Below are 19,453 nucleotides of genomic sequence, written 5' to 3'. Positions count from 1 at the left end.
ACCGGTTCTCCTTCCAATGGGGCCTCAGCCCTGGGGCTGGGTGATGGGCAGTGTGATGCGGACCGTGGTGCCGGGGCCCTCGTGGGGGGCTAGAGCGATGGAACCGTGGTGACGTTGAACGATCTCCTGGGCAATGGAAAGACCAAGGCCGGTGCCGCCGGACTCCCGGGAACGGGCCTTATCTACCCGGTAAAACCGCTCAAAAATGCGATCCCGATCTTTGGTGGGGATTCCAATGCCGTCGTCCCAGACCTCCATCCAAACGCTGTCCTCTGTGGAGCCGGCACTCACACGGATATGACCGCCATCAGGCGTATATTTAATGGCGTTGCCAATGACGTTTATCATCACCTGCTCCAGACGGCTCCGGTCACCCACAATCAACGGCAGGCTCTCCTGGGGAATGTAGGTCAGCTCGTGTCCTCGCTGTTTGGCATTGAGGGCATTGGCCCGAACCACACTCTCGATGGCCTCCCCGAAGGGGAATCGGGAGAGAATGAGCTCTGCATCACCAGCGTCCAGGCGGCTGAGGGTCAATAGCTCTTGAACGATATGGGTCATCCGGTCCGTCTCTGTAATGATAATATCCAAAAAGTTGTTAGAGGTCTCCTGCGGAATGTCGCCAGCAGCGTCCCGCAGAGTCTCTGCGTAGCTGCGGACATTGGTGAGGGGGGTGCGCAGCTCGTGGGAGACGTTGGCCACGAACTCTTTGCGGCGTTCCTCGTTGCGGTGCTGTTCCGTCATGTCGTGGAGCACAATCAGAACACCGCCCTGCTCGTGGTCGGAAAAGGGGGCGAGATACACGTCCAGCGTTCGCTCGCCAACTTTCAATTCCTCTTCCACATAGTTGGGGCGCTGCAGCGCCAGAACTTCCTCAAAGGGATGCATGTCTCCCAGCAGCTCCTCATAGGTGCAGTCCGGCTCTACCTTCCGCTGCAGCAGGTCGTTGGCAGCGGGGTTACAGTGAATGAGGTAGCCGGCGTGGTCGAAGGCCACGACACCGTCGGTCATGTGGAGGAAAAGGGTGTCTAGCTTGTTGCGTTCGTTTTCAACGGCGGCCAAGGTAGACTGCAGGACGCCGGCCATCTCATTGAACGTGCCGGTCAGGATGCCGATCTCGTCTGTGGACTCCACAGGCAGCTGGCTATCAAAGTCCCCAGCGGCCACCTTCTCTGCACCGGCGGTCAGTTTTTCAATGGGTCCCACCATAGTCTTGGAGAGCAGGAAGCTTAGAAGAACTGAGATCAGAAGACCAATCACCAGCGCCTGCATGATGATTGTGAAGAGCTGGCTGTTCAATCCGGAAACGGTGTCCTTATTGTCCAGAATATAGATGATGAAGGCGTGGTCGCCTCCCAGAATGGGGACGGCCACATCCATATAATCCGCAGTAATATCACTGTTCGCGCCGGCGGTGGTCTCGTCACCGTTTGACACAGCGTTTCGGGCGGTCAGGAGGTTTACAGTTTGCTCCCTGGGCAGGGCTGCCTGGTCGGCAGAGCCAGTGATGTAGCTTCCGGTGTAGCCGTCCAGCACAAAATAGTTCCGGGTGCGGTAATCAATGCCCAGAGAACCGGCATTGGTGTCCAGCATGTCCCGAATCTGCTCTGCGCCGTTTTCCGCAGCCGCGGCGCTGCGCAGATCCGACATGAACTCCCGCTGATCCACACCGAAGACGCTGTTCATCTGCTGGTAAAAAGTGTCGATATAGAAGCTGGATACGCTGGTGGTCAAAAACGCGCCCACCACCGCCATCAAGGACGTAATCAGCAGCAGGAGAATCAGCGTCAGCTTCATATGCAGGCTGCGGAACAAGAGGCTCACCGCCTTTCTGCTATGTTTTCCAAATCACGAAAGGGATAGATCCCCGTGGTGCTGCACAGTTCTAGCGTGGCACAACTGCACGCACCTCTTCCAGCATCACCGTCCGGATGGATAGGTGCCGCCCGGAATGAGTGCACTGTAAGACAGCGGGACCCTAAACACGGAAGCTTGCGGAGTCCTTATACGGCGAAGTAATAGCCCGCGCCCCGGCGGGTGAGAATGAAGACCGGGTTGGCCGGGTCAACCTCAATTTTTTCCCGCAGGCGCCGGACTGTCACATCCACAGTGCGCACGTCGTCGCCTACATAGCCGTAGTTCCACACCTGTTCCATCAGGTCTACCCGGGAGTAGACCTTATTGGGATGGCTTGCAAGAAAGGTCAGCAGCTCATATTCCCGCTGGGTCAGGTCGATGGCCTGCCCGGCACGGAATACCTGGTGACTGTCCGTATTGATGGAGAGGTCTCCGGCTACGGGCATAGCGCTGGAAGAGGCAGCCGCCGCAGCTGCTGCCGCCATAGCGGTCCGGCGAATATTGGCTGAGACCCGGGCCAGCAGTTCCCGCATGGAAAAGGGCTTGGTAATATAGTCATCGGCGCCGATCTCCAAGCCGAAAACCTTGTCAGCCTCCTCTTCCCGGGCGGTAAGGATGATGACGGGCACGCTGCTGCCCGCCTCCCGCAGCTGGCGGCACACGTCAAAGCCGTTCATTTTCGGCAGCATGACGTCCAGCAAAATTAGGTCCGGGTCTGCGGTGCGGGCCTTCTCCAGCCCCTCCTCGCCGTCATAGGCCTCAGCGGTCTGATAGCCCTCCCGCTGGAGATTGAAGCGCAGGATATCCACAATGTTTTTCTCGTCCTCCACAATCAGGACGGTCTTTGGTTGCTCCATAGAAACCTCCCTTACAGGTTCAGCTGCACCTTGGCCTTCAGAACAGCCACCACGGTTTTGGCATCTTCGATCTCTCCGGTGAGGCAGCGGTGGACCATCTCCGGAAAGGGGATGCGCTCCACCTGCAAGAATTCATCAGGGTCCAGGGCTTGCTCTTCCATATGCAGTCCCCGGGCCAGAAATAGATACAGCGCTTCCCCATAGCAGCCGGGGGCGGGGAGGATGCGGCCAAGTGGCAGGAAGATATCCGGCACCGCACCGGTCTCCTCTTTGAGCTCCCGCAGCGCGCCGGTAACAGGGTCCTCGCCGGGGTCCAGCTTGCCGGCTGGAATTTCCAGAAGCGTTTTTCCAAATACATAGCGGTATTGGGTCACGGCGAGCACATTTCCGCGCTCGTCCAGCGGCAGTACCGCCACGCCGTCCACGTGATCCACCACCTCCCGGGCGGCGGTCTGTCCGTTGGGCAATCGCACCTGGTCCACATGAACGTGCACCAGCTTTCCATCAAAACAATCCTCTCGGCTGAGAGTTTTTTCCGTCAGGTCCATGGGCTCCACGATTCTCTGACACCCCTTATTTCTTTTTTTGATTTTTTGAACGCTTTATTATACCACTTCTTAACATTCTTGTCAAAATACGGGGACCTTTCCCTCTGCTTGGACGGACCATGTTCTGAACTTGACACCGAAGACCGACTGAGACCAAAGATTCGCACTGGGATGGAGGAGTTCTGGACACATCCTGTCTGGGAGGGATATATGACACACAGGGAGAGCGGCTGATAGGCAGGCGGGAGAACTCTGCGTGTATATTTTTGGGCCGCCTGCGGATAGGATGAACCATTTACGCTCCTCCTAATCCAGACCAGAGATGAAGTGCAGCTCATTGCTTATCGCGGATGACAGGAACAGAGGAAACCACAGTTTGGACCCGTGGCTCGAACGGCGGGAGGAAACAGTGCTTGAGGATGCAGAGTGCTGCGGGAAATTGCAGGGCGCCGGCAGGAAAAGACGGAGCGCTGCGACATGGAGGAGCGGCAGGCTCCCATGAAAAGCAAGGGCCTGCCGCTGTAAGTTCCAACTGTTCCGGAATGCCTCCAGAAGCCAGCACCGCCTATGTAGCGACGGTGTCAGATGGCTCCTCGACACAGACCTTAATTTTCTGAACACGCCTGTCATTCATTTCCAACACGCTCACATGCAGATTCCAGCAGTCAAAGCTGTCCCCTTTGACAGGCATATGCCCCATTTCATCAACGACCCATCCGCTGACAGAGACCGCGTCCGGCTCCTGGTCAACATTCAGCCGCTCCAGGAGCTTTTGCACATTGGCGGTGCCCATTACCACATACTCCCGGTCGGAGATCGGCTGGATTTCCTCCACCACTTCGTCGTGCTCATCCCAGATTTCCCCCACCAGCTCTTCCAGAATATCCTCCATGGTGACAATACCGACCGTGCCTCCAAATTCGTCCAGAACTACGGCGATATGGGATTTTTGCTTTTGCAGATCCTGTAACAGCTCACCGATCAGCTTCCCCTCGGCAATATATAGGGCGGGGCGGATGATGGAGGATATCTCCTGATCTGTGTGGTAGACATGGTTGTGGAAATCTTTTTGATAAAGAATGCCCAGAATGTGGTCGATAGTGCCCTGATAGACCGGAATGCGGGAGAAACCGGTTTGTGCAAAAATTTTTGCAATTTCCTCCTTGGGAGTGTCCAAAGAGACAGCGGTGATGTCCACGCGGGGAGTCAGCACATCCCTGGCTTCCAGCTCGGAGAACTCAATAGCGCTGCGGATCAGCGTGCCCTCCTGCTGGTCGATACCGCCGGCCTGCTCCACCTCATCCACAATAGTGAGCAGCTCCTCCTCGGTGATGGAGCGGTCCTCCTGGGCGTGAAAGAGATGGGAAAGCAGCTTTTTCCACTGGCCAAAGAGAAAGTTGAAAGGGGTCAGCAGTACGAGAAAGACCCGCAGGATGGGCGCGGAAAACAGGGCAAACGCCTCTGGAGACTCCTTGGCGATGCTCTTTGGGGAGACTTCACCGAAGATCAGTACCACCACGGTTGTCACCGCAGTGGACACACTGGGGCCTGCTTCTTCGCCCAGGGCCCGGACAAAGATCATAGTGGCAAGGGACGCGGAGGCAATATTGACAATGTTGTTGCCGATCAGAATCGTGGAGAGGAGGCTGTCATAATTTTCTGACAGGTGCAGGACCAGTGCGGCCCGCTGGTTGCCTTTTTCTGCAAGATTCTTGATCCGAATGCGGTTTAAAGAGGAAAAAGCGGTTTCCGTTGCGGAGAAATAGGCGGACATTACAATGCAAAAGACAATGATCAGCAGTGAAATACTGTCGCTATCCATGATATAATCCTTTCTTTCTATGGAACGTAGGTCCAATCATCATTCTGTAGCTTCGAGCAGACAAGCGGCTTTAGCCGACGTGCCGAAGCTTCCTGGCCATATATGGCAGTTTTGCGATGTTTCTACATGGCAAAACTGTGGAAAAAGGAGAGGCTACATGAGGACCTCCCCTCTCTGGAAGCCAAACAGACAGCAAAAAGCATAGCCTTCCCCACTGCAAAGGGGCAGACCATGCCTTCCAGATTTTACGTTCATGTACTTGAAATGGTGGTCCGGGGCGGCATCACTGTCGTCCACGATCGTCTCCTCCTTACAAAGCCATCAGGCGCACGAATAAGATGGAACATACTATACCAGAAAAAGATATAGATCGCAAGAGAAATTTTTGGCGAAGCTCCGCGAGCTTTGGAGGAAAAGAGAGATCGCCTTCCCCTTGCGAATTTTCCGAAAATATGCTATACTATAAAAACTTTCCAAAAGAGGGAGGTGAGCCTCACGGAGAAACGGGGCGTGAAAATCGCGGCACAAAACCGCAAGGCCTATCATGATTATTTTGTGGAGGACCGATATGAGGCGGGAATTCAGCTGGCGGGTACAGAGGTGAAGTCCATCCGGGCCGGTACGCTGAACCTCAAGGATTCCTATTGTACGGTTAAGAATGGAGAGCTGTGGGTATACAGCATGCACATTTCTCCTTACGAAAAAGGCAATATCTTTAATAAAGACCCAGTTCGCCCCCGGCGGCTGCTGATGCACAAGCGGGAAATCCGTAAGCTCCATGCCATGGTCCAGCGGGATGGCTATACCCTGGTGCCTCTGTCCATCTACTTCAAGGATGCTCGGGTTAAAGTGGAGGTGGGGCTATGCAAAGGCAAGAAAAACTACGATAAGCGGGACGCTGCCGCCAAGCGGGACGCCAACCGTGAGATGGACCGCACCATGAAGGAGCGGAACCGCTGAGCAGGCGGCGCAAAGCTGGATAGGCAGGAGCTGGCCGGCACGGACACCTTCCCCGATATGGTTGACGAGCGTTGACGGAGTCCAGGACAATGGTATGCATACTCCCTGCGGGGGGTTCAAAAGAAAGGAACAGAATGATGTCTGATATGAAAAATCCCGTAGTTACCATCACCATGGCTGACGGCCGCGTGATGAAAGCAGAACTCTATCCCGACAAGGCCCCCAACACAGTGAACAATTTTATTTCTCTGGCATCCAAGGGCTTTTACAATGGCCTGACCTTTCACCGGGTGATCCCTGGCTTCATGATCCAGGGCGGCTGTCCGGAGGGAACTGGCATGGGCGGTCCCGGCTATGAGATCGACGGCGAGTTTTCCGCCAACGGCTTCCGGCAGAATGATCTGGTACACGAGACCGGCGTGCTGTCCATGGCCCGCACGATGGCGCCCAATTCTGCCGGCAGTCAGTTCTTCATCATGGTGGCGCCCGCGCCTCATCTGGATGGGCAGTATGCCGCCTTCGGCAAGGTACTGGAGGGCGCAGAGGTGGCCATTGACATCTCCCGCGTGCCTCGGGATATGCGCACAGATCAGCCCAAGACACCTGTGGTGATTGAATCCGTCCAGATAGATACCCAGGGAGTGAGCTATCCCGCACCGCAAACCCATTGATCAGGTCAAAAGGGAGGCGTATTGCATGAAGACAGCCATTGTCACAGGAGCCTCCGCGGGCTTGGGCCGGGAGATTGTCCGGCAAATTGCAGCGGTTTTTCCAGAGATCGAGGCCTATTGGCTGATTGCGCGCCGGGCAGAGCGCCTGGAAGAGCTGGCTGCGGCTATGCCGGATCAGCAGGTGGATTGCATGCCGTTGGATCTGTGCGACCCCATGAGCTTTATGACGTTGCAGGAGAAGCTGGCCTCAGAGCAGCCGGAGGTAGCGCTGTTGGTGAACAATGCCGGCTGCGGATATCTGGGGAATGTTGGAGAGGTTGAAACCTCCACGCAGACCCGGATGATCGACTTAAATCTGCGGGCGCTGACTGCGGTTACCAATATCACGGTACCCTTTATGGCTCCTGGCAGCCGGATTTTGAATGTATCCTCCATCGCGGCGTTTTGCCCCACTCCCAGGATGACGGTGTACTCCGCCGGGAAGTCCTATGTGAGCGCATTCTCCATCGGCCTTGCGGAGGAGCTGCGGCACAAGGGGATCACAGTGACGGCGGTGTGCCCGGCCCCTATGCGGACAGAGTTTTTGGAGGCGGGAAACATTGCGGGCAACTCCCGGATGTTTGAAAGGCTCCCCTACTGTGACCAGGTACAAGTGGCCGGCGGCGCGCTCCGGGCCGCCAGAGCGGGCCGGGTGATCTATACGCCGAAGCTGTTTTATAAGTTCTACCGGGTTTTGGCCAAGGTTACCCCGGTTAAACTAATGGTCAAATTCACAAAAACCTGATTTGTCATGGAATTGTAACACATTCTGACAATAGAATGTGTTACAATTCTTATCAGTGACCCTGAACCTGCCAGCATCTCAGGCGGCATCGGAGGAGATTCGATGCTGAGAAGCGGAGCTTGCAGGTAAATCCCAATGTCTTGACCAACATCGGAGCCCAGCAAAGCGGAGGCGATGTTGAGAGGAGGGGCAACGAAGCGATCCGGAGCATTTCCGGAAGGTCCAAGGCCTGCGGCAAATGCGGCGGGAGCATCGTTTCTTCCGGCGACATGGGGGTGTACCGGTTTCGACGGGGGTATGGAGACGGGACCAGCGGGCGGATGCGCCCAGCATCCTGAAAATGGGCAATTTATAAATTAAACAACAACAGACAAGTTGCTGTCGCTGCCTAATTAAGGCGGCCGTCTGAACCGGAGAGGCCACAGGCCGGGGAAGGCGTCGTTGATGTGGCGTCCGTGAGGCGGGAAAGAGTTGACCCGCCCATGCATCATGACTCTGACCCGACCAATCGGCGTGACGGCTTGCCGGTTGGAAGGGAAACGGGAAGAAAGACTTCCACAATAACCGTCTGCGCCCGGAGAAAGTCCCGTTGAAGTGCTTTCGGACGGGGGTTCAACTCCCCCCACCTCCACCAGATGGAATGCCTACAGTATTTTAGACAGTCATTTTTGGACTGGTCAAATACTGCAGGCATTTTCATTTACCCTGCTGTTGAGTTGTAAAACTCTTTTTCCACTTGGTTTGGCGTCAGGAAACCAAGTCGCTGATGAGGCCGATAGTCGTTATAGAACTCGACATACTCCGCCACCGCTGTACGGAACTCTTCTTCAGTTTTATAGTAGTTCCGGCGGAAATCCTCTTTCTTGATGGATGCAAAAAAGGATTCTGCAACGGCATTGTCGTGCGGGGAGCCAGGAGCGGAAAAGGATTGAGTGATCTTGTGTTGTTTAAGCAGATTGCAAAATTCAAATGACGTGTATTGAGTTCCCTGATCGCTATGAAACACCAGAGAAGTTGAAGGGTTTCTCGTATGAAATGCATCCAGAAAAGCCTGCGTTACCAGTGCTGTATCTATGTATTCCGAAATGCTGTAAGAAACCACTTTGCGCGAGTACAGATCAATTACCACACAGAGGTATAGGAAGTCCATACCTACCTTGGCGTATGTAATATCACTGACCCACACCATGTTTGGTGCGTCGGTGAGGAAGTTCCGTTTTAGTTTGTTGGGATAGTACTGATACTGCCGATCATTTGCTGAGTTCAATCGCGGCTTCGGACCAGCAGAGGATAGACCGAGTTCTTTCATCAGCCGAAGGATTCTTCGTTCGCTGGCTGTGTAACCCAGTCCCATCAACTTGGAACGAATCTTCCGCGCACCAAAACGTCCTTTGCTCTTTGAAAATATCTCTGCAATTAGTGGCTTCAGCACTTCGTCTTCAATCTGCAGCTGTGTTTTATTCGGAGAACGAAATGCGTGATGATAATAAGTGGATCGATTGACTTGCAATACACGGCATAGGGCGTGGATACTGAATTTTTCCTGATGCGTATCGATTGCTGATAAGCGTTCAGCCAAAGGGGATACTGGTGAGCAACCGCAAGTTTTGAAAATCATATTTTCTGTGCGGAATCGTTCGAGTTCCTGTTCCAGTAAGTATCGTTCTCGCGGCATCTGTCCGGTTTCGTCGGCAGCGTATTGCCTTTTCCATAGAAATAGCGTGCTGCGAGCAATGCCGTATTTTGCGCAAATTGATTTTGCAGTAAGGCCCTCTTTGTATTGATCAATAACGATTTGTTTCAAACTGTCTGGATAGCGCTTTGTCATCTAAATACCACCTCTTTTTCCAATAATCGGGTTGTTCTCTGTAAGCTACCATAGTATAATTACAGTAAATTCATAAACGTGTCCATATGAAAATGCGAATATGCTTACGCACGTCGATTGTTGGAATGGGAGAAATTATGAAAATATTGTACCTATGTACTGCGGCGCCCCCACCGCCCCATAGTGATTACCCTCGCGTTTTAGAATTTTTTGATGCGCTTCCAGAATATTTGCACCCATATAATGGGAGGAACCGTACTGAAAACATAATGCTCTTTGCAGATCGATATACCGGGCCAATTATGCCTGAACTGTATGATGTTGCAATTGCATTTCTGTCAGAAAGGTTTCTGACAGATGAAAAAGCTTTTCAGTTTTTAAAGGAAGCATATTCCTGCTTCCCTGACTTAATCGGTATTGACTTATCTGATGCTTTAACTCCAGAACTAAAAATGATTGCCAGAAGTTATTCTAAAAAATTGTTTTCGACTATGGATGCAAGGTCTTTTTTGGTGAATGAACCCCGCTTTTCGAACATTTTTATCGAAAAGCGGGGTTCTCCGTCATAAAAAGCCTTGACATATCAAGGCTTTTGTTTTTATATAGATTTCTGATATGAATCAAAACTTGTCAAACGTAAATGCAAAACTTTTACGGTTCACGGCCAGTTGAACATGACTTTTTGATATAAGACAAGTAATAAGCCTCCTCGAAGGCTTGCGGTGTCTGGTATCTCAGCGTTAGGTGGGGACGCACCTCATTGTAGAACGTAATGTATTCTGCGACACATCTGCAAAAATGTTTTTCTGATGTGTATTCTCGGCGATAGGCTGCCTCCCCCTTAAAAGAAGAAAGGTATATTTTAAAAATCTCATGTATCGGTTAGTTCTCCATAGCGGGAGCCACAAAGAAGAATATGTAAAAGCAATGAAGGAATTAAGTTTTTTCGCTTATTGCTGAGAAAGAGGAGGAAAGAACCTCAAAAGATATTCTCTGTTTTATTTGTTGCTTGAAGAAACTGCATTTGCTCTCACACTGAAAAGATATTGACTCAAACGCTGAAGTACAATTGGATTCGTGGTGTCAAGATATACGAAAGCAGACAGCGATAATCTAAGGAACTTTGATTTTAACTGTTCTTTCACCTGGAGCCATAAAATGAAACTTCAGTTTATACTGCCCGTGTACCCACTGTTGACAGTGAGACATTGGACCGGGTACAGAAATGAAAAGACAGATGAAAAACTCTGTATAAAAGAAGATACTTTGACGAAACTCCGTTTCTCTAAGTTAGCTTTCTATATTGACTTAATTAGGAAGGTTATGATGTTTTTGGATATGGGTGAAATACCGTTGAGTTCCTCTTGCCGCAGAGAACCTTTCGGGACGTAGTCGCCTGATTTCCAAATCTGTTGCAGCACAGGACTTTTGGGTGCAGGGTTCGGAATTGTTACCCCCTGCCACAAATCCCTTGAGCCTCAATGGTTTCAAGGGATTTCTTTTTTGCGTGTTGCTCAGATTGAGGGCGCAATTCTGCGAAATGGTGCCCGTGGTGCCGAACTTGTGGTGCCCGCCCGATGAGTAGAGCATACAAAAATTTGGTTCTATGGTGCCCAAATGGTGCCCGGCACCTTAAAATTAAGCAGTAAAGAGTTGTACTAAAATATAGCTTGCTCTTTATAAAAAGGGGAGCACAGAGAGACCACGATTGAGGTTTAAAATTAATTTTTCATATTATATCATTTCTACGATGAGGCAAAAGTAAAAAGATGGGACCCCCACATGAGAGGAGTCCCATCTTCTATTTATTATAGGAGCACTTCTTAACCTTCTTATATGTAACACTGGTAGAAATCGGCTTATAGAAATTTAGTTGCTTTACTAAAATAGATACTGGAATATTAGGGGTAAACAGTTCAAACCGGGGTTCAAATGTCTGGGAGAATAAACGGCATTTTTGTTCGACAAAACTATCGATTGCAGTAAAATCAGGTTGTTCTCCAGGTAAGTGACTTAATTTTTGATCAATTCCAGCTGATAAATATGTTGCCAAAATATATTGCTCCGCCAATGCTTTGGAGTGCCAACCGTTTTCCATCGCCTTAATGATTGACTTACGAGCCAATTCAATTTGTTCAGCATTATAAAAAAATTCATCTAAAATTTTTATATCAGTCTGATCTAATTGTCGCATGATAAGATGCTTATATTCAGACTAAAAATTTCTGGATAAAATCTGATCTGATTTAAACACCTCCTCATTACATAATTTACCATCGGCTTGCGTGGAACGAAGTTTAGATATTACTTCTTCAATACCATCTATCTGATTGATGACCATAGTAAAGGCTGATTTAACAGATGCCCGTCTTTGAGTGGCATATATTATAAAAGCTGAAACACCACCTAAAATAACAAAAATGTTTACAATATTTTGAAAACTCAAAAAAGCAAAAAGTCCTTCCAAGGTAACACCTCCAAATTGATATTACGATGATTATAGTATAGCATATTTCCCCCAAATGTCTACTCACTTAGACATTTTGATAAAGTAATAAAATACCCACTGTTGAACAGATTATTGGGATGTACCGTTAAAAAAGTTCGCAGCGTTGCGACGCTGCGGCACCCTCAAAAAATGGGAGGCTGTTTTACAGCCTCCCATTTTTTGAGGGTCTTATTCTGCGCTCTCTCCAAGCACTGACTGATGATAGGTATTCAGCACCAATAATTTACGATCCATCCGCACATCCACATATTGAGCGGTGACAGCCTCTAAGTTGTTGGATAGCTGGAGCTGGATGCCGATTCCCTTTAAGCTGTGCCCTAAAATTTGCCCTATTGTGTAGAAGTCCCCGGTTAATTGATGCATGTTGGTAGCCGCTGTGTGCCTTAAATCACGGAAACGCATATGAGGCATACCGGAGTGCCGAAGTAGCTGGCCGAAGTTTGCAGAAATGCGCTCCCGCCGCTTGGGAGCACCGTTTGGCTTGGCAAATACCAAATCGTTGTCATAGTAAATTTCTCCTGATAATCCGGAAAACCGCTTCTGCTCATTTTGAAGGGCTAAATGCCGCTCAAAATAGGGCTTCGTGAGTGGCGTGATTGGAAGGGTGCGTTCGCTGGACTTGACCGGAGCCATTTCCGAGATTGTGGTGGTGTCGGCAGGAACATCAAACGGAAGCTGCTCCACCACACCGAAGCAGTCTTCATCCAGATGGACGTTTCGCCAGCGAAGGCCGATATTATGAGCGGGTCAAAGCATGGTACTGTGCATTATAACTTATTGGTTGTAGGATACCTGTACTATACAAATATGCTGAAGCTTCGGTAAAAATTGTCCTGAAAGGCCCAAAGGCATGCGGGATTCGAATTGTCTCCCCTTGCCAAAATGGACATTACACGAACACTACTTTTTCAAAGGCGGCTTTGCCGTGAGGGTGTGGTTGTGATGTCAAAACAGAACCAGAGGGGCAAGGTACAAAGTACCTTGCCCCTCTGACTTTATATGCTTTCGATTTACTGTTTGATCTTCCGCTTAGAGTTTGCAAGAAACATGTTATTCAAAAATGGGCCTTTATATGCATCTTCATCAAGGAATCCCAGGACAATTTTTAGTTGCTCTTTATCATTGGGGATGACAGTCTTTTTGCCTTCTACCACAATGTCGATGCCTGCTAGTTTAGCCAATCTTTTAATTTTGGCAGCTGAATTATTTACCAGAATCATTGATCATTGCGATTTTGCGACGAATCCATGTATTGGTCATATTTTTGAATTCCTAAGATTTTTCTACAGACAGTAGTTTGCTGGAAGCAAATGATTCAACTTCTTGATCCGTGGCAGAACGGTAGAATCTACTCAAGTCAAAACCTGCCGCGCAAAGAAGACGGAGGAAAACTGCAATTCTCCTCTGTTATAGTAGCAGTCAACCTATCCAGTATGCTGATTCCAAAGTTGCGCTGGCGATAAAATGTATGATTGGGAAAAAAGAGATTGCAGCCTCTTGGAGAGATATACCGCTCCTTCCGAAAACGCTGAAATGCAACCAGGAACGTTTCGGTGCCATTTACTTTAACAGATTTACCAACAAAAATCGCTTTGATTTCAGGAAAGGAATCATCTTCTTTTTGATATGGGATTACTCTTATAGGATCTCGAACGGCTTCACTCATTTCATCTGACAAAGTGAAATGCTCAACGGACAGAAATTCGTCTTCATTAGGCTGATAACTTCCGTCCAATGGAACTCTAATTTTGCTTTCCACTAAGTCTGACACAGCAGCTGTATAGGTTTTGCAAATAGCCCGTTGAGTTTTTCGTCTACCTCCAATCGGAGGATTTGTGAAGGCTCATCTACTCTGATGACCATGATAGAACAATTTTTGGATATCCTTTTCCCCCTACAAATACTTCTTTATCACTGAAAATAAGGGGGGGGGTAGTTTTTTGCCTTTCAATAAGCGGAGCCAGCTTGCAAATCAAATAAAGCATATAGAGAAGAACAAGGCTGGAAAACGGGGAGGCATCCTTTGCTGACATCACTTAAAACAGGCATATTTAGGATTCAATAAAGTCGGTTTTTCTCTATACTGCGGAGCTGTAGGGCATCTGATCCTGCGGACATTGGCAGCCCAATCTCCTTCGTCATGGCTGCAATATCTTTGGCACTCATTTGCGGCCTGGACCGAACCCGGATCGTACATAGTCAAGGGATTTTCGACACTTTTCGACAATATATTTGATAAATTTATAAACTGTGGTAAAATAAACCATAGAAGAATTTGGATAAATTTACAATATATGGAAGTAAGAAGGTCGTGGTGATATGATTCGGCAATATTTGAAAGAAACTGTATATGAGGCGTTTCAGCAGCGGATGCACTTTATTTTCAAAGAATTTGATCATATTTTTGTCTCTTTCTCCGGAGGTAAAGATAGCGGGCTTCTTTTGAATATGGCATTGGATTTCCGGAGCAAATATTACCCCCATAAAAGAATTGGCGTGTTTCATCAGGATTTTGAGGCACAGTATTCCGTGACAACTGAGTACGTGGAGCGGACCTTTCAACGGTTAGAAAAAGAGCGCATGGTTGATCTGTACTGGGTCTGTTTGCCAATGGCGACCCGGACCTGTTTTAGCAGCTACCAGATGTATTGGTATCCCTGGGACGACACAAAGGAAGAAATCTGGGTCCGCCCAATGCCGCGTCATCCATACGTCATCAATCTGAAAAACAATCCAATGACAACATACCGCTATCGGATGCATCAGGAGGACCTGGCCAAGCAGTTTGGCCGCTGGTACCGAACTGCCCATGGAGGCGGAAAGACTGTCTGTCTGCTGGGAATCCGCGCCGATGAATCTCTGCAGCGGTATAGCGGTATTTTGAACAAAAAGTACGGCTATCAGGATCGATGCTGGATTTCAAAGCAGTTTAAGGATACCTATGCCGCCTCGCCGCTTTACGATTGGTCCACCAGCGATGTCTGGCACGCGAACGCTCTGTTCGGCTACGATTACAACAAACTGTACGATCTCTATTACATGGCCGGATTAAAGCCAAGTCAGATGCGGGTGGCGTCTCCTTTCAACGATTCCGCCAAGGACAGCCTGAATCTGTACCGCGTCATTGATCCGGAGATCTGGACAAGGTTGGTGGGGCGTGTGCGGGGGGCAAATTTCGGCGCCATTTATGGAAAGACCAAGGCGCTGGCCTACCGGACGCTGTCGCTGCCGGAGGGCCACACGTGGGAGTCCTACACGAAGTTTCTGCTGGCCACACTTCCTGTCAGACTGAGAAACAACTACATCAAAAAGTTTCAGACCTCTCTGGATTTTTGGCATAAAACGGGAGGTGGGCTGGGGGAGGAAACCATCCAGGAGCTCATTGCCCATGGCTACCGCATCCAGCGCAACGGCGTTTCCAATTACACGGTGATGCGGGATTCCCGCGTGATCTTCCTTGGTAAGATTCCAGATCACACAGATGACATTAAATCCACAAAAGATGTGCCAAGCTGGAAGCGCATGTGCTACTGCATTCTGCGAAACGACCATACCTGCCGTTTTATGGGCTTTGGCCTGACGCGGGAGCAGCAAAGGCGGGTAGACGGTTTGAAAACAAAATATAAAGAGGTGGTGAAACAGGATGGGATATAAGAGCCCTGTCTACCATGTGATCGCAGTGCCAGTTGAAAAAATTGAGCCCAATACATACAATCCCAATTCCGTTGCGCCGCCGGAGCTTAAGCTGCTATATGATAGTATTCAGCAGGATGGCTACACGATGCCGGTTGTCTGCTATTATGATAGGGAACGGGACAAGTATATCCTGGTAGACGGGTTTCACCGCTACCGGATTATGCTGGATTACCCGGATATTTACGAGCGTGAACAGGGAAAGCTTCCGGTCAGCGTGATTGATAAGCCGCTGGATCACCGCATGGCCAGCACGATTCGCCATAACCGGGCTCGTGGAACACATAATGTAGATCTGATGAGTAACATCATTCAGGAGCTGCATGAATTGGGAAGGTCTGATGCCTGGATTTCAAAGCATCTGGGGATGGATAAAGATGAAATCCTTCGTCTAAAGCAGATCACGGGGCTGGCGGCGCTGTTCCGGGATGCCGATTTTGGATCGGCATGGCAGCCTATAGAAGAGGAAGACGGCTAAAGCCCCTTTGGTACACCAGAGATTTCGTGTCATTCTCAAAGCAAAGATGCCGCCAACTTTTTCCGGATATTTGAGAAGGCAAGGAATACGAGATTGGAACTTCTTTGCGACAGCTTCCGGCAGACTGCTTGTTGTCTTGAAGAGCAGCTCATAGAAGAACCTGAACGTTTTTCATAATCGTTCCATGAGACCGATCACCCAGAGTACGGACTGAACCATGCCATGTCAGCGGATGCCTCCATATCGTTATAGAAGAAGACGCCACGCCCAAAAGGCATGGCGTCTTCTTCTATTTTATGAAAAAAGACTCATCTGCTCTATAGGGGGTTCGTGTCGCTGGCCTACGGTTTCCTTTGCAAGGTTTTCTGGCAGCTCTGCCAAAAAGGCGGATGGTTCCGGAGCCGCCGTGAAGATCAGCTCCTCTCGGGCGCGGGTGATGCCGACGTAAAAGAGCCGGCGTTCCTCCTCCAGATCCGTCGGATGGCGCTGGGATTCCAGGGGAAGGGTGCCCGCTGTTAAGCCGGCCAAAAAGACCGCCGGGAACTCCAGCCCCTTGGCACCATGCAGCGTCATCAGCCGTACCGCACCGGACTCCCAGCCCTTACCTGCGGCCCGCCGGAGATCGGCCTCCTGGCCGAGGACTAGGCTGCTCCAAAATTCCTGGAAGCGTTCATGGAAAACCGCAGCATTCCGCAGCCGATCCAAAGCCGGTGAGGGCCCGTACATCTCCGACCACCGCTCCACCAGAACGTGTGGACGCTCCTGAGCCAACAGAGGAAGCCAGGTCTGGGCCCGATCCAGCCAGGCCTCCAGAACCCCATAACCGCGCACAATCTCCCGAAAAAGCTCTGGGTCGAAGACGGTTTGCATCTGACAGGTGGGGCGAACCTTCTCCACGAGATCCGCCGGGCAGTCCCACAGCAGCCGCAGGGCTGTTTCCAGAGCCGCGCCATCCGCAGGCACCTGTAGCATGTGGAGAAAAGCCAGCATGCCTCGTACGCCGGAGTCCTCCAGATAGTCCTCTCGGCCGCTGACAACGCAGGGGATATCGTCATGACGGAGGCACTTTTCTACCAGTTCCAGCTGGCGGTGGGTACGGCAGAGCACCGCAATGTCGGAAAACGCGCGGGCCTCCCGCTCATGGCCCAGGGCCTGGGCCTCCAGCATGTCTACGCCTCCAGTCATCCGGTTGATCTCCTTGGCGATGAAAACGGCCTCAGAGAAGCCGTCCGCCGCCTGCACCAGCCGGACTGCGGGCCCCTCCGGACGGTGTGGGAGCAAAGTTCGCTGGCCGCCGGAATTGTGATGGATGACCGAAGCCGCCGCCTGTAGAATAGCGGGGGCGGAGCGGTAATTTTCCGCGAGATGAATCTCCGCAGCATCGGGATATGCCTGCCGCAGGCGCTGAAAGCAGCGACCGGAGGCCCCACGGAAGCCGTAAATGGACTGATCCGGGTCCCCGATTACGAAGAGGCTCTTTCCATTGCGATACCATGCCTGAACCAGCTCATACTGGGCGTCGTTGAGATCCTGAAATTCGTCCACCAGGAGATGGTGAAAACTGCGCCGGCCGGCGGCATCCAACTTCAGAGCCTCGGAGAGCAGGTCGTCAAAGTCCAGAACGCCCAGGGCCTGAAGCCGCTCTCCATATGCCTCGACCAACTCGGGAGCCGGCGGCTCCTCCGACAGCACGCTGTTTTTCATCCGGGACACCGCCTGCAAAAATTCCCTGGCATTCCCCCGGACTCCGGCACATCGGAGAACGTCATCAGCCAGGGTCAGGGCTTCGCCCTGGCTGATGAGGGAGACATCACCCAACAGGCGCAGGCAGATGGCATGAAACGTTCCAATCGTCATGGGGGCCACAACACGGCGCCCGCCAAGCCGCTGCTCCAGCCGGGAACGCATCTCGGAGGCAGCTTGGTTGGTAAAGGTCACTGCGGTAATCTCTTCCGGCCGGATACCCTGTTGTTCTACCAGCCATGCGATGCGTTCCACCAGGGTCTTGGTTTTGCCGGTGCCGGGACCGGCAGTTACCATCACAACCGGGGCTGAGGCGGTGATCGCCGCCAGTTGTCCCTCGTTCATGGTTTCCTCCGGAACTGCTTGGGGCTGCGGACTGGACAATTTTTTTAGCTCCCGCTTCCTGACTGCCTTTTTGGGAGCCTCCGCGCCGAAGAGGGAGATCTGTCCGCTGAACTGCTCAATTTCTGCCGGAGTCAGCAGGGTGATGGTGCCATACTCCCCGTCAAAACCCGCCTGCCGCTTCACCTGGCCCAGGCGCAGGCGCCGGATGCCCTCGGCCACGCAGGGGCCTGCGGCCCGGGCAATGTCCTCTGTGGGAACTTCTCGCAATATGGAGAACTCTGGGCCGAGCGTATGAAGCATCTGATCATAGAGCGTCAGGACCTTTTTACCAGAGGCAGAGCTGCCGGTAGAGGCTGCAATGACCTCCGGCAGTGGGGCCAGAGACTCAAAGGGCTTGGCAGATTCCGGCCGGAAGCCGGCGGACCGGTCCGCCAATGCTTCCACCCGGTGCTCTACGCCGATGGTAAGTTTTTTACCGCAAACGGGACAAAGGCCGCTTCGCTCCGCAGTTTCTGCCGGGGTCAGGCATACGCCGCAGCCGCGGTGTCCATCCAGGTGGTACTTGCCCTCCTCCGGAAAAAATTCAAGGGTGCCGAGAAAGCCCTCGCCGGTACGGATCGCCGCAGTCAGCTCCGGGTAGGATAGACCGGTTTCCAGCAGGTTCGCCTCCCGTCCCAGTTTAGCGGGGGAGTGGGCGTCGGAGTGGGAGACCAGGGTCAGACGATCCAGGGCAGAGAGCCGCCAGTTCATGGGCGGGTCGGAGGATAGGCCGGTTTCCACTGCGTGAATGTGTTCGGATAAATCCCCAAAGCACTCCTCCACGGTATCAAACCCGGAGAACGCGCCGAACATGGCGAAGTGCGGCGTCCAGATATGGGCGGGGATCAGCTCCGCGGACTGACAGGTATCCAGCGTCAGCTCCAACAGGTCCCGGCTGTCCAGCCCCAGGATGGGACGCCCGTCGGAGCGGATGTTGCCAATGGCCTCCAGCCGGGCCGAGAGCTCATCCGCCGCCTCCAGGGAGGGCAGAAGAAGCAAGTTATGTACCTTTCGGGTCTTTCCGTGACGCTTATAGATGCAGCTGATTTCTCCAGTCACCACGAAGTAGGGGGCTGGGCCGGGCGCCTCCTGGGGCAGGCGCAGGTCCTCCCGCAGGGTATAAAGTCCCTCGCCGGCCGGAACCAGCTGTTCCCGCAGCTCTGCGCGCCAGGCGGGGTGGGTGAAATCGCCGGTGCCCACCAGCCCAATGCCCTTGCGCCGCGCCCACCAGTCCAGGTGGGGGAGATCCCCTTCGCGGCTGGTGGCCCGGGAAAAACGGGAGTGGATGTGAAGATCGGCAATATACATCGCCGGCCTCC

Annotated in this window: 18 protein-coding genes and 1 other RNA gene; 8 read left to right on the top strand and 11 right to left on the bottom strand. The window is 51.8% G+C overall.

All coding sequences use genetic code 11. The features are described from left to right. Positions 1-24 precede the first annotated feature (24 nt). From KJS55_RS01300 to KJS55_RS01285, 4 genes are all read right to left on the bottom strand, one after another. The gene (locus KJS55_RS01300) at positions 25-1,815 is read right to left on the bottom strand and encodes an ATP-binding protein (RefSeq protein WP_213542511.1); all 1,791 of its coding nucleotides are present in this window, start codon (positions 1,813-1,815) and stop codon (positions 25-27) included. Positions 1,816-2,003: 188 nt separating this feature from the next. Continuing rightward, the gene (locus tag KJS55_RS01295) at positions 2,004-2,714 is read right to left on the bottom strand and encodes a response regulator (RefSeq protein ID WP_187031238.1); all 711 of its coding nucleotides are present in this window, start codon (positions 2,712-2,714) and stop codon (positions 2,004-2,006) included. 11 nt (positions 2,715-2,725) lie between these two features. After that, a complete protein-coding gene (locus tag KJS55_RS01290; protein ID WP_187031388.1) occupies positions 2,726-3,262 on the bottom strand; it encodes an NUDIX domain-containing protein in 537 nt (178 codons plus the stop codon). 565 nt (positions 3,263-3,827) lie between these two features. Then, on the bottom strand, positions 3,828-5,084 hold the full coding sequence (locus tag KJS55_RS01285; protein WP_187031241.1) for an HlyC/CorC family transporter: 1,257 nt from the start codon (positions 5,082-5,084) through the stop codon (positions 3,828-3,830). A gap of 126 nt (positions 5,085-5,210) precedes the next feature. On the opposite strand from KJS55_RS01285, the gene KJS55_RS01280 reads away from it, so the two are divergent. The 5 genes from KJS55_RS01280 (at position 5,211) to ssrA (ending at position 8,133) form a co-directional block, all read left to right on the top strand. After that, the gene (locus KJS55_RS01280; protein ID WP_187031243.1) at positions 5,211-5,453 is read left to right on the top strand and encodes a hypothetical protein; all 243 of its coding nucleotides are present in this window, start codon (positions 5,211-5,213) and stop codon (positions 5,451-5,453) included. Between the two features lie 117 nt (positions 5,454-5,570). Continuing rightward, on the top strand, positions 5,571-6,044 hold the full coding sequence (gene smpB / locus KJS55_RS01275) for an SsrA-binding protein SmpB (RefSeq protein WP_228300428.1): 474 nt from the start codon (positions 5,571-5,573) through the stop codon (positions 6,042-6,044). Between the two features lie 146 nt (positions 6,045-6,190). Beyond that, a complete protein-coding gene (locus KJS55_RS01270) occupies positions 6,191-6,715 on the top strand; it encodes a peptidylprolyl isomerase (RefSeq protein WP_187031390.1) in 525 nt (174 codons plus the stop codon). A gap of 25 nt (positions 6,716-6,740) precedes the next feature. Further along, positions 6,741-7,499 (top strand): SDR family NAD(P)-dependent oxidoreductase, encoded by a 759-nt coding sequence (locus KJS55_RS01265; protein WP_187031247.1) that lies wholly within the window; start codon positions 6,741-6,743, stop codon positions 7,497-7,499. 271 nt (positions 7,500-7,770) lie between these two features. Then, positions 7,771-8,133: a transfer-messenger RNA gene (gene ssrA / locus KJS55_RS01260) on the top strand. A 66-nt stretch (positions 8,134-8,199) separates the two neighbouring features. Here ssrA and KJS55_RS01255 read toward each other — a convergent pair. After that, positions 8,200-9,327 (bottom strand): IS3 family transposase, encoded by a 1,128-nt coding sequence (locus KJS55_RS01255; RefSeq protein WP_213542510.1) that lies wholly within the window; start codon positions 9,325-9,327, stop codon positions 8,200-8,202. Between the two features lie 137 nt (positions 9,328-9,464). On the opposite strand from KJS55_RS01255, the gene KJS55_RS01250 reads away from it, so the two are divergent. Beyond that, positions 9,465-9,896 (top strand): hypothetical protein, encoded by a 432-nt coding sequence (locus tag KJS55_RS01250; protein WP_213542509.1) that lies wholly within the window; start codon positions 9,465-9,467, stop codon positions 9,894-9,896. Positions 9,897-9,978: 82 nt separating this feature from the next. Here KJS55_RS01250 and KJS55_RS17630 read toward each other — a convergent pair whose 3' ends face one another. The 5 genes from KJS55_RS17630 to KJS55_RS01225 form a co-directional block, all read right to left on the bottom strand. After that, positions 9,979-10,188 (bottom strand): IS3 family transposase, encoded by a 210-nt coding sequence (locus tag KJS55_RS17630; protein ID WP_428846517.1) that lies wholly within the window; start codon positions 10,186-10,188, stop codon positions 9,979-9,981. Positions 10,189-11,128: 940 nt separating this feature from the next. Then, entirely contained in the window at positions 11,129-11,521 is a 393-nt protein-coding gene (locus KJS55_RS01240; RefSeq protein WP_213542508.1) for a hypothetical protein, read from the bottom strand. Positions 11,522-11,542: 21 nt separating this feature from the next. Next, the gene (locus KJS55_RS01235; RefSeq protein WP_213542507.1) at positions 11,543-11,794 is read right to left on the bottom strand and encodes a hypothetical protein; all 252 of its coding nucleotides are present in this window, start codon (positions 11,792-11,794) and stop codon (positions 11,543-11,545) included. Positions 11,795-12,004: 210 nt separating this feature from the next. Further along, the gene (locus KJS55_RS01230; protein ID WP_229600190.1) at positions 12,005-12,523 is read right to left on the bottom strand and encodes a site-specific integrase; all 519 of its coding nucleotides are present in this window, start codon (positions 12,521-12,523) and stop codon (positions 12,005-12,007) included. A gap of 670 nt (positions 12,524-13,193) precedes the next feature. After that, positions 13,194-13,571 (bottom strand): hypothetical protein, encoded by a 378-nt coding sequence (locus KJS55_RS01225; protein ID WP_213542506.1) that lies wholly within the window; start codon positions 13,569-13,571, stop codon positions 13,194-13,196. 584 nt (positions 13,572-14,155) lie between these two features. Between KJS55_RS01225 and KJS55_RS01220 the strand changes: the two genes are divergently transcribed. After that, positions 14,156-15,490 (top strand): phosphoadenosine phosphosulfate reductase, encoded by a 1,335-nt coding sequence (locus tag KJS55_RS01220; protein WP_187031251.1) that lies wholly within the window; start codon positions 14,156-14,158, stop codon positions 15,488-15,490. Then, positions 15,480-16,007 carry an IbrB-like domain-containing protein gene (locus KJS55_RS01215; RefSeq protein ID WP_187031253.1) on the top strand — a complete coding sequence of 176 codons (528 nt, stop codon included), beginning with the start codon at positions 15,480-15,482 and terminating at the stop codon, positions 16,005-16,007. The genes KJS55_RS01220 and KJS55_RS01215 overlap by 11 nt, the downstream gene beginning before the upstream one ends. Positions 16,008-16,301: 294 nt before the next feature. Here KJS55_RS01215 and KJS55_RS01210 read toward each other — a convergent pair whose 3' ends face one another. Next, positions 16,302-19,442 carry a UvrD-helicase domain-containing protein gene (locus tag KJS55_RS01210; RefSeq protein WP_213542505.1) on the bottom strand — a complete coding sequence of 1,047 codons (3,141 nt, stop codon included), beginning with the start codon at positions 19,440-19,442 and terminating at the stop codon, positions 16,302-16,304. Between the last annotated feature and the right edge of the window lie 11 nt (positions 19,443-19,453).

Source organism: Pusillibacter faecalis (assembly GCF_018408705.1).
Taxonomy (GTDB): Bacteria; Bacillota; Clostridia; order Oscillospirales; family Oscillospiraceae; genus Oscillibacter; species Oscillibacter faecalis.
The sequence above is the reverse complement of the archived record's forward strand: the minus strand, read 5'-3'. Positions and strand labels throughout refer to the sequence as shown.

Bases quoted from the DNA above. Each gene is read 5' to 3' on its own strand.
- KJS55_RS01295 (WP_187031238.1), bottom strand. From the start codon at position 2,714: ATGGAGCAACCAAAGACCGTCCTGATTGTGGAGGACGAGAAAAACATT.
- KJS55_RS01290 (WP_187031388.1), bottom strand. From the start codon at position 3,262: ATGGACCTGACGGAAAAAACTCTCAGCCGAGAGGATTGTTTTGATGGA.
- KJS55_RS01285 (WP_187031241.1), bottom strand. From the start codon at position 5,084: ATGGATAGCGACAGTATTTCACTGCTGATCATTGTCTTTTGCATTGTA.
- KJS55_RS01280 (WP_187031243.1), top strand. From the start codon at position 5,211: ATGGCAAAACTGTGGAAAAAGGAGAGGCTACATGAGGACCTCCCCTCT.
- KJS55_RS01270 (WP_187031390.1), top strand. From the start codon at position 6,191: ATGAAAAATCCCGTAGTTACCATCACCATGGCTGACGGCCGCGTGATG.
- KJS55_RS01265 (WP_187031247.1), top strand. From the start codon at position 6,741: ATGAAGACAGCCATTGTCACAGGAGCCTCCGCGGGCTTGGGCCGGGAG.
- KJS55_RS01255 (WP_213542510.1), bottom strand. From the start codon at position 9,327: ATGACAAAGCGCTATCCAGACAGTTTGAAACAAATCGTTATTGATCAA.
- KJS55_RS01250 (WP_213542509.1), top strand. From the start codon at position 9,465: ATGAAAATATTGTACCTATGTACTGCGGCGCCCCCACCGCCCCATAGT.
- KJS55_RS01240 (WP_213542508.1), bottom strand. From the start codon at position 11,521: ATGCGACAATTAGATCAGACTGATATAAAAATTTTAGATGAATTTTTT.
- KJS55_RS01220 (WP_187031251.1), top strand. From the start codon at position 14,156: ATGATTCGGCAATATTTGAAAGAAACTGTATATGAGGCGTTTCAGCAG.
- KJS55_RS01215 (WP_187031253.1), top strand. From the start codon at position 15,480: ATGGGATATAAGAGCCCTGTCTACCATGTGATCGCAGTGCCAGTTGAA.
- KJS55_RS01210 (WP_213542505.1), bottom strand. From the start codon at position 19,442: ATGTATATTGCCGATCTTCACATCCACTCCCGTTTTTCCCGGGCCACC.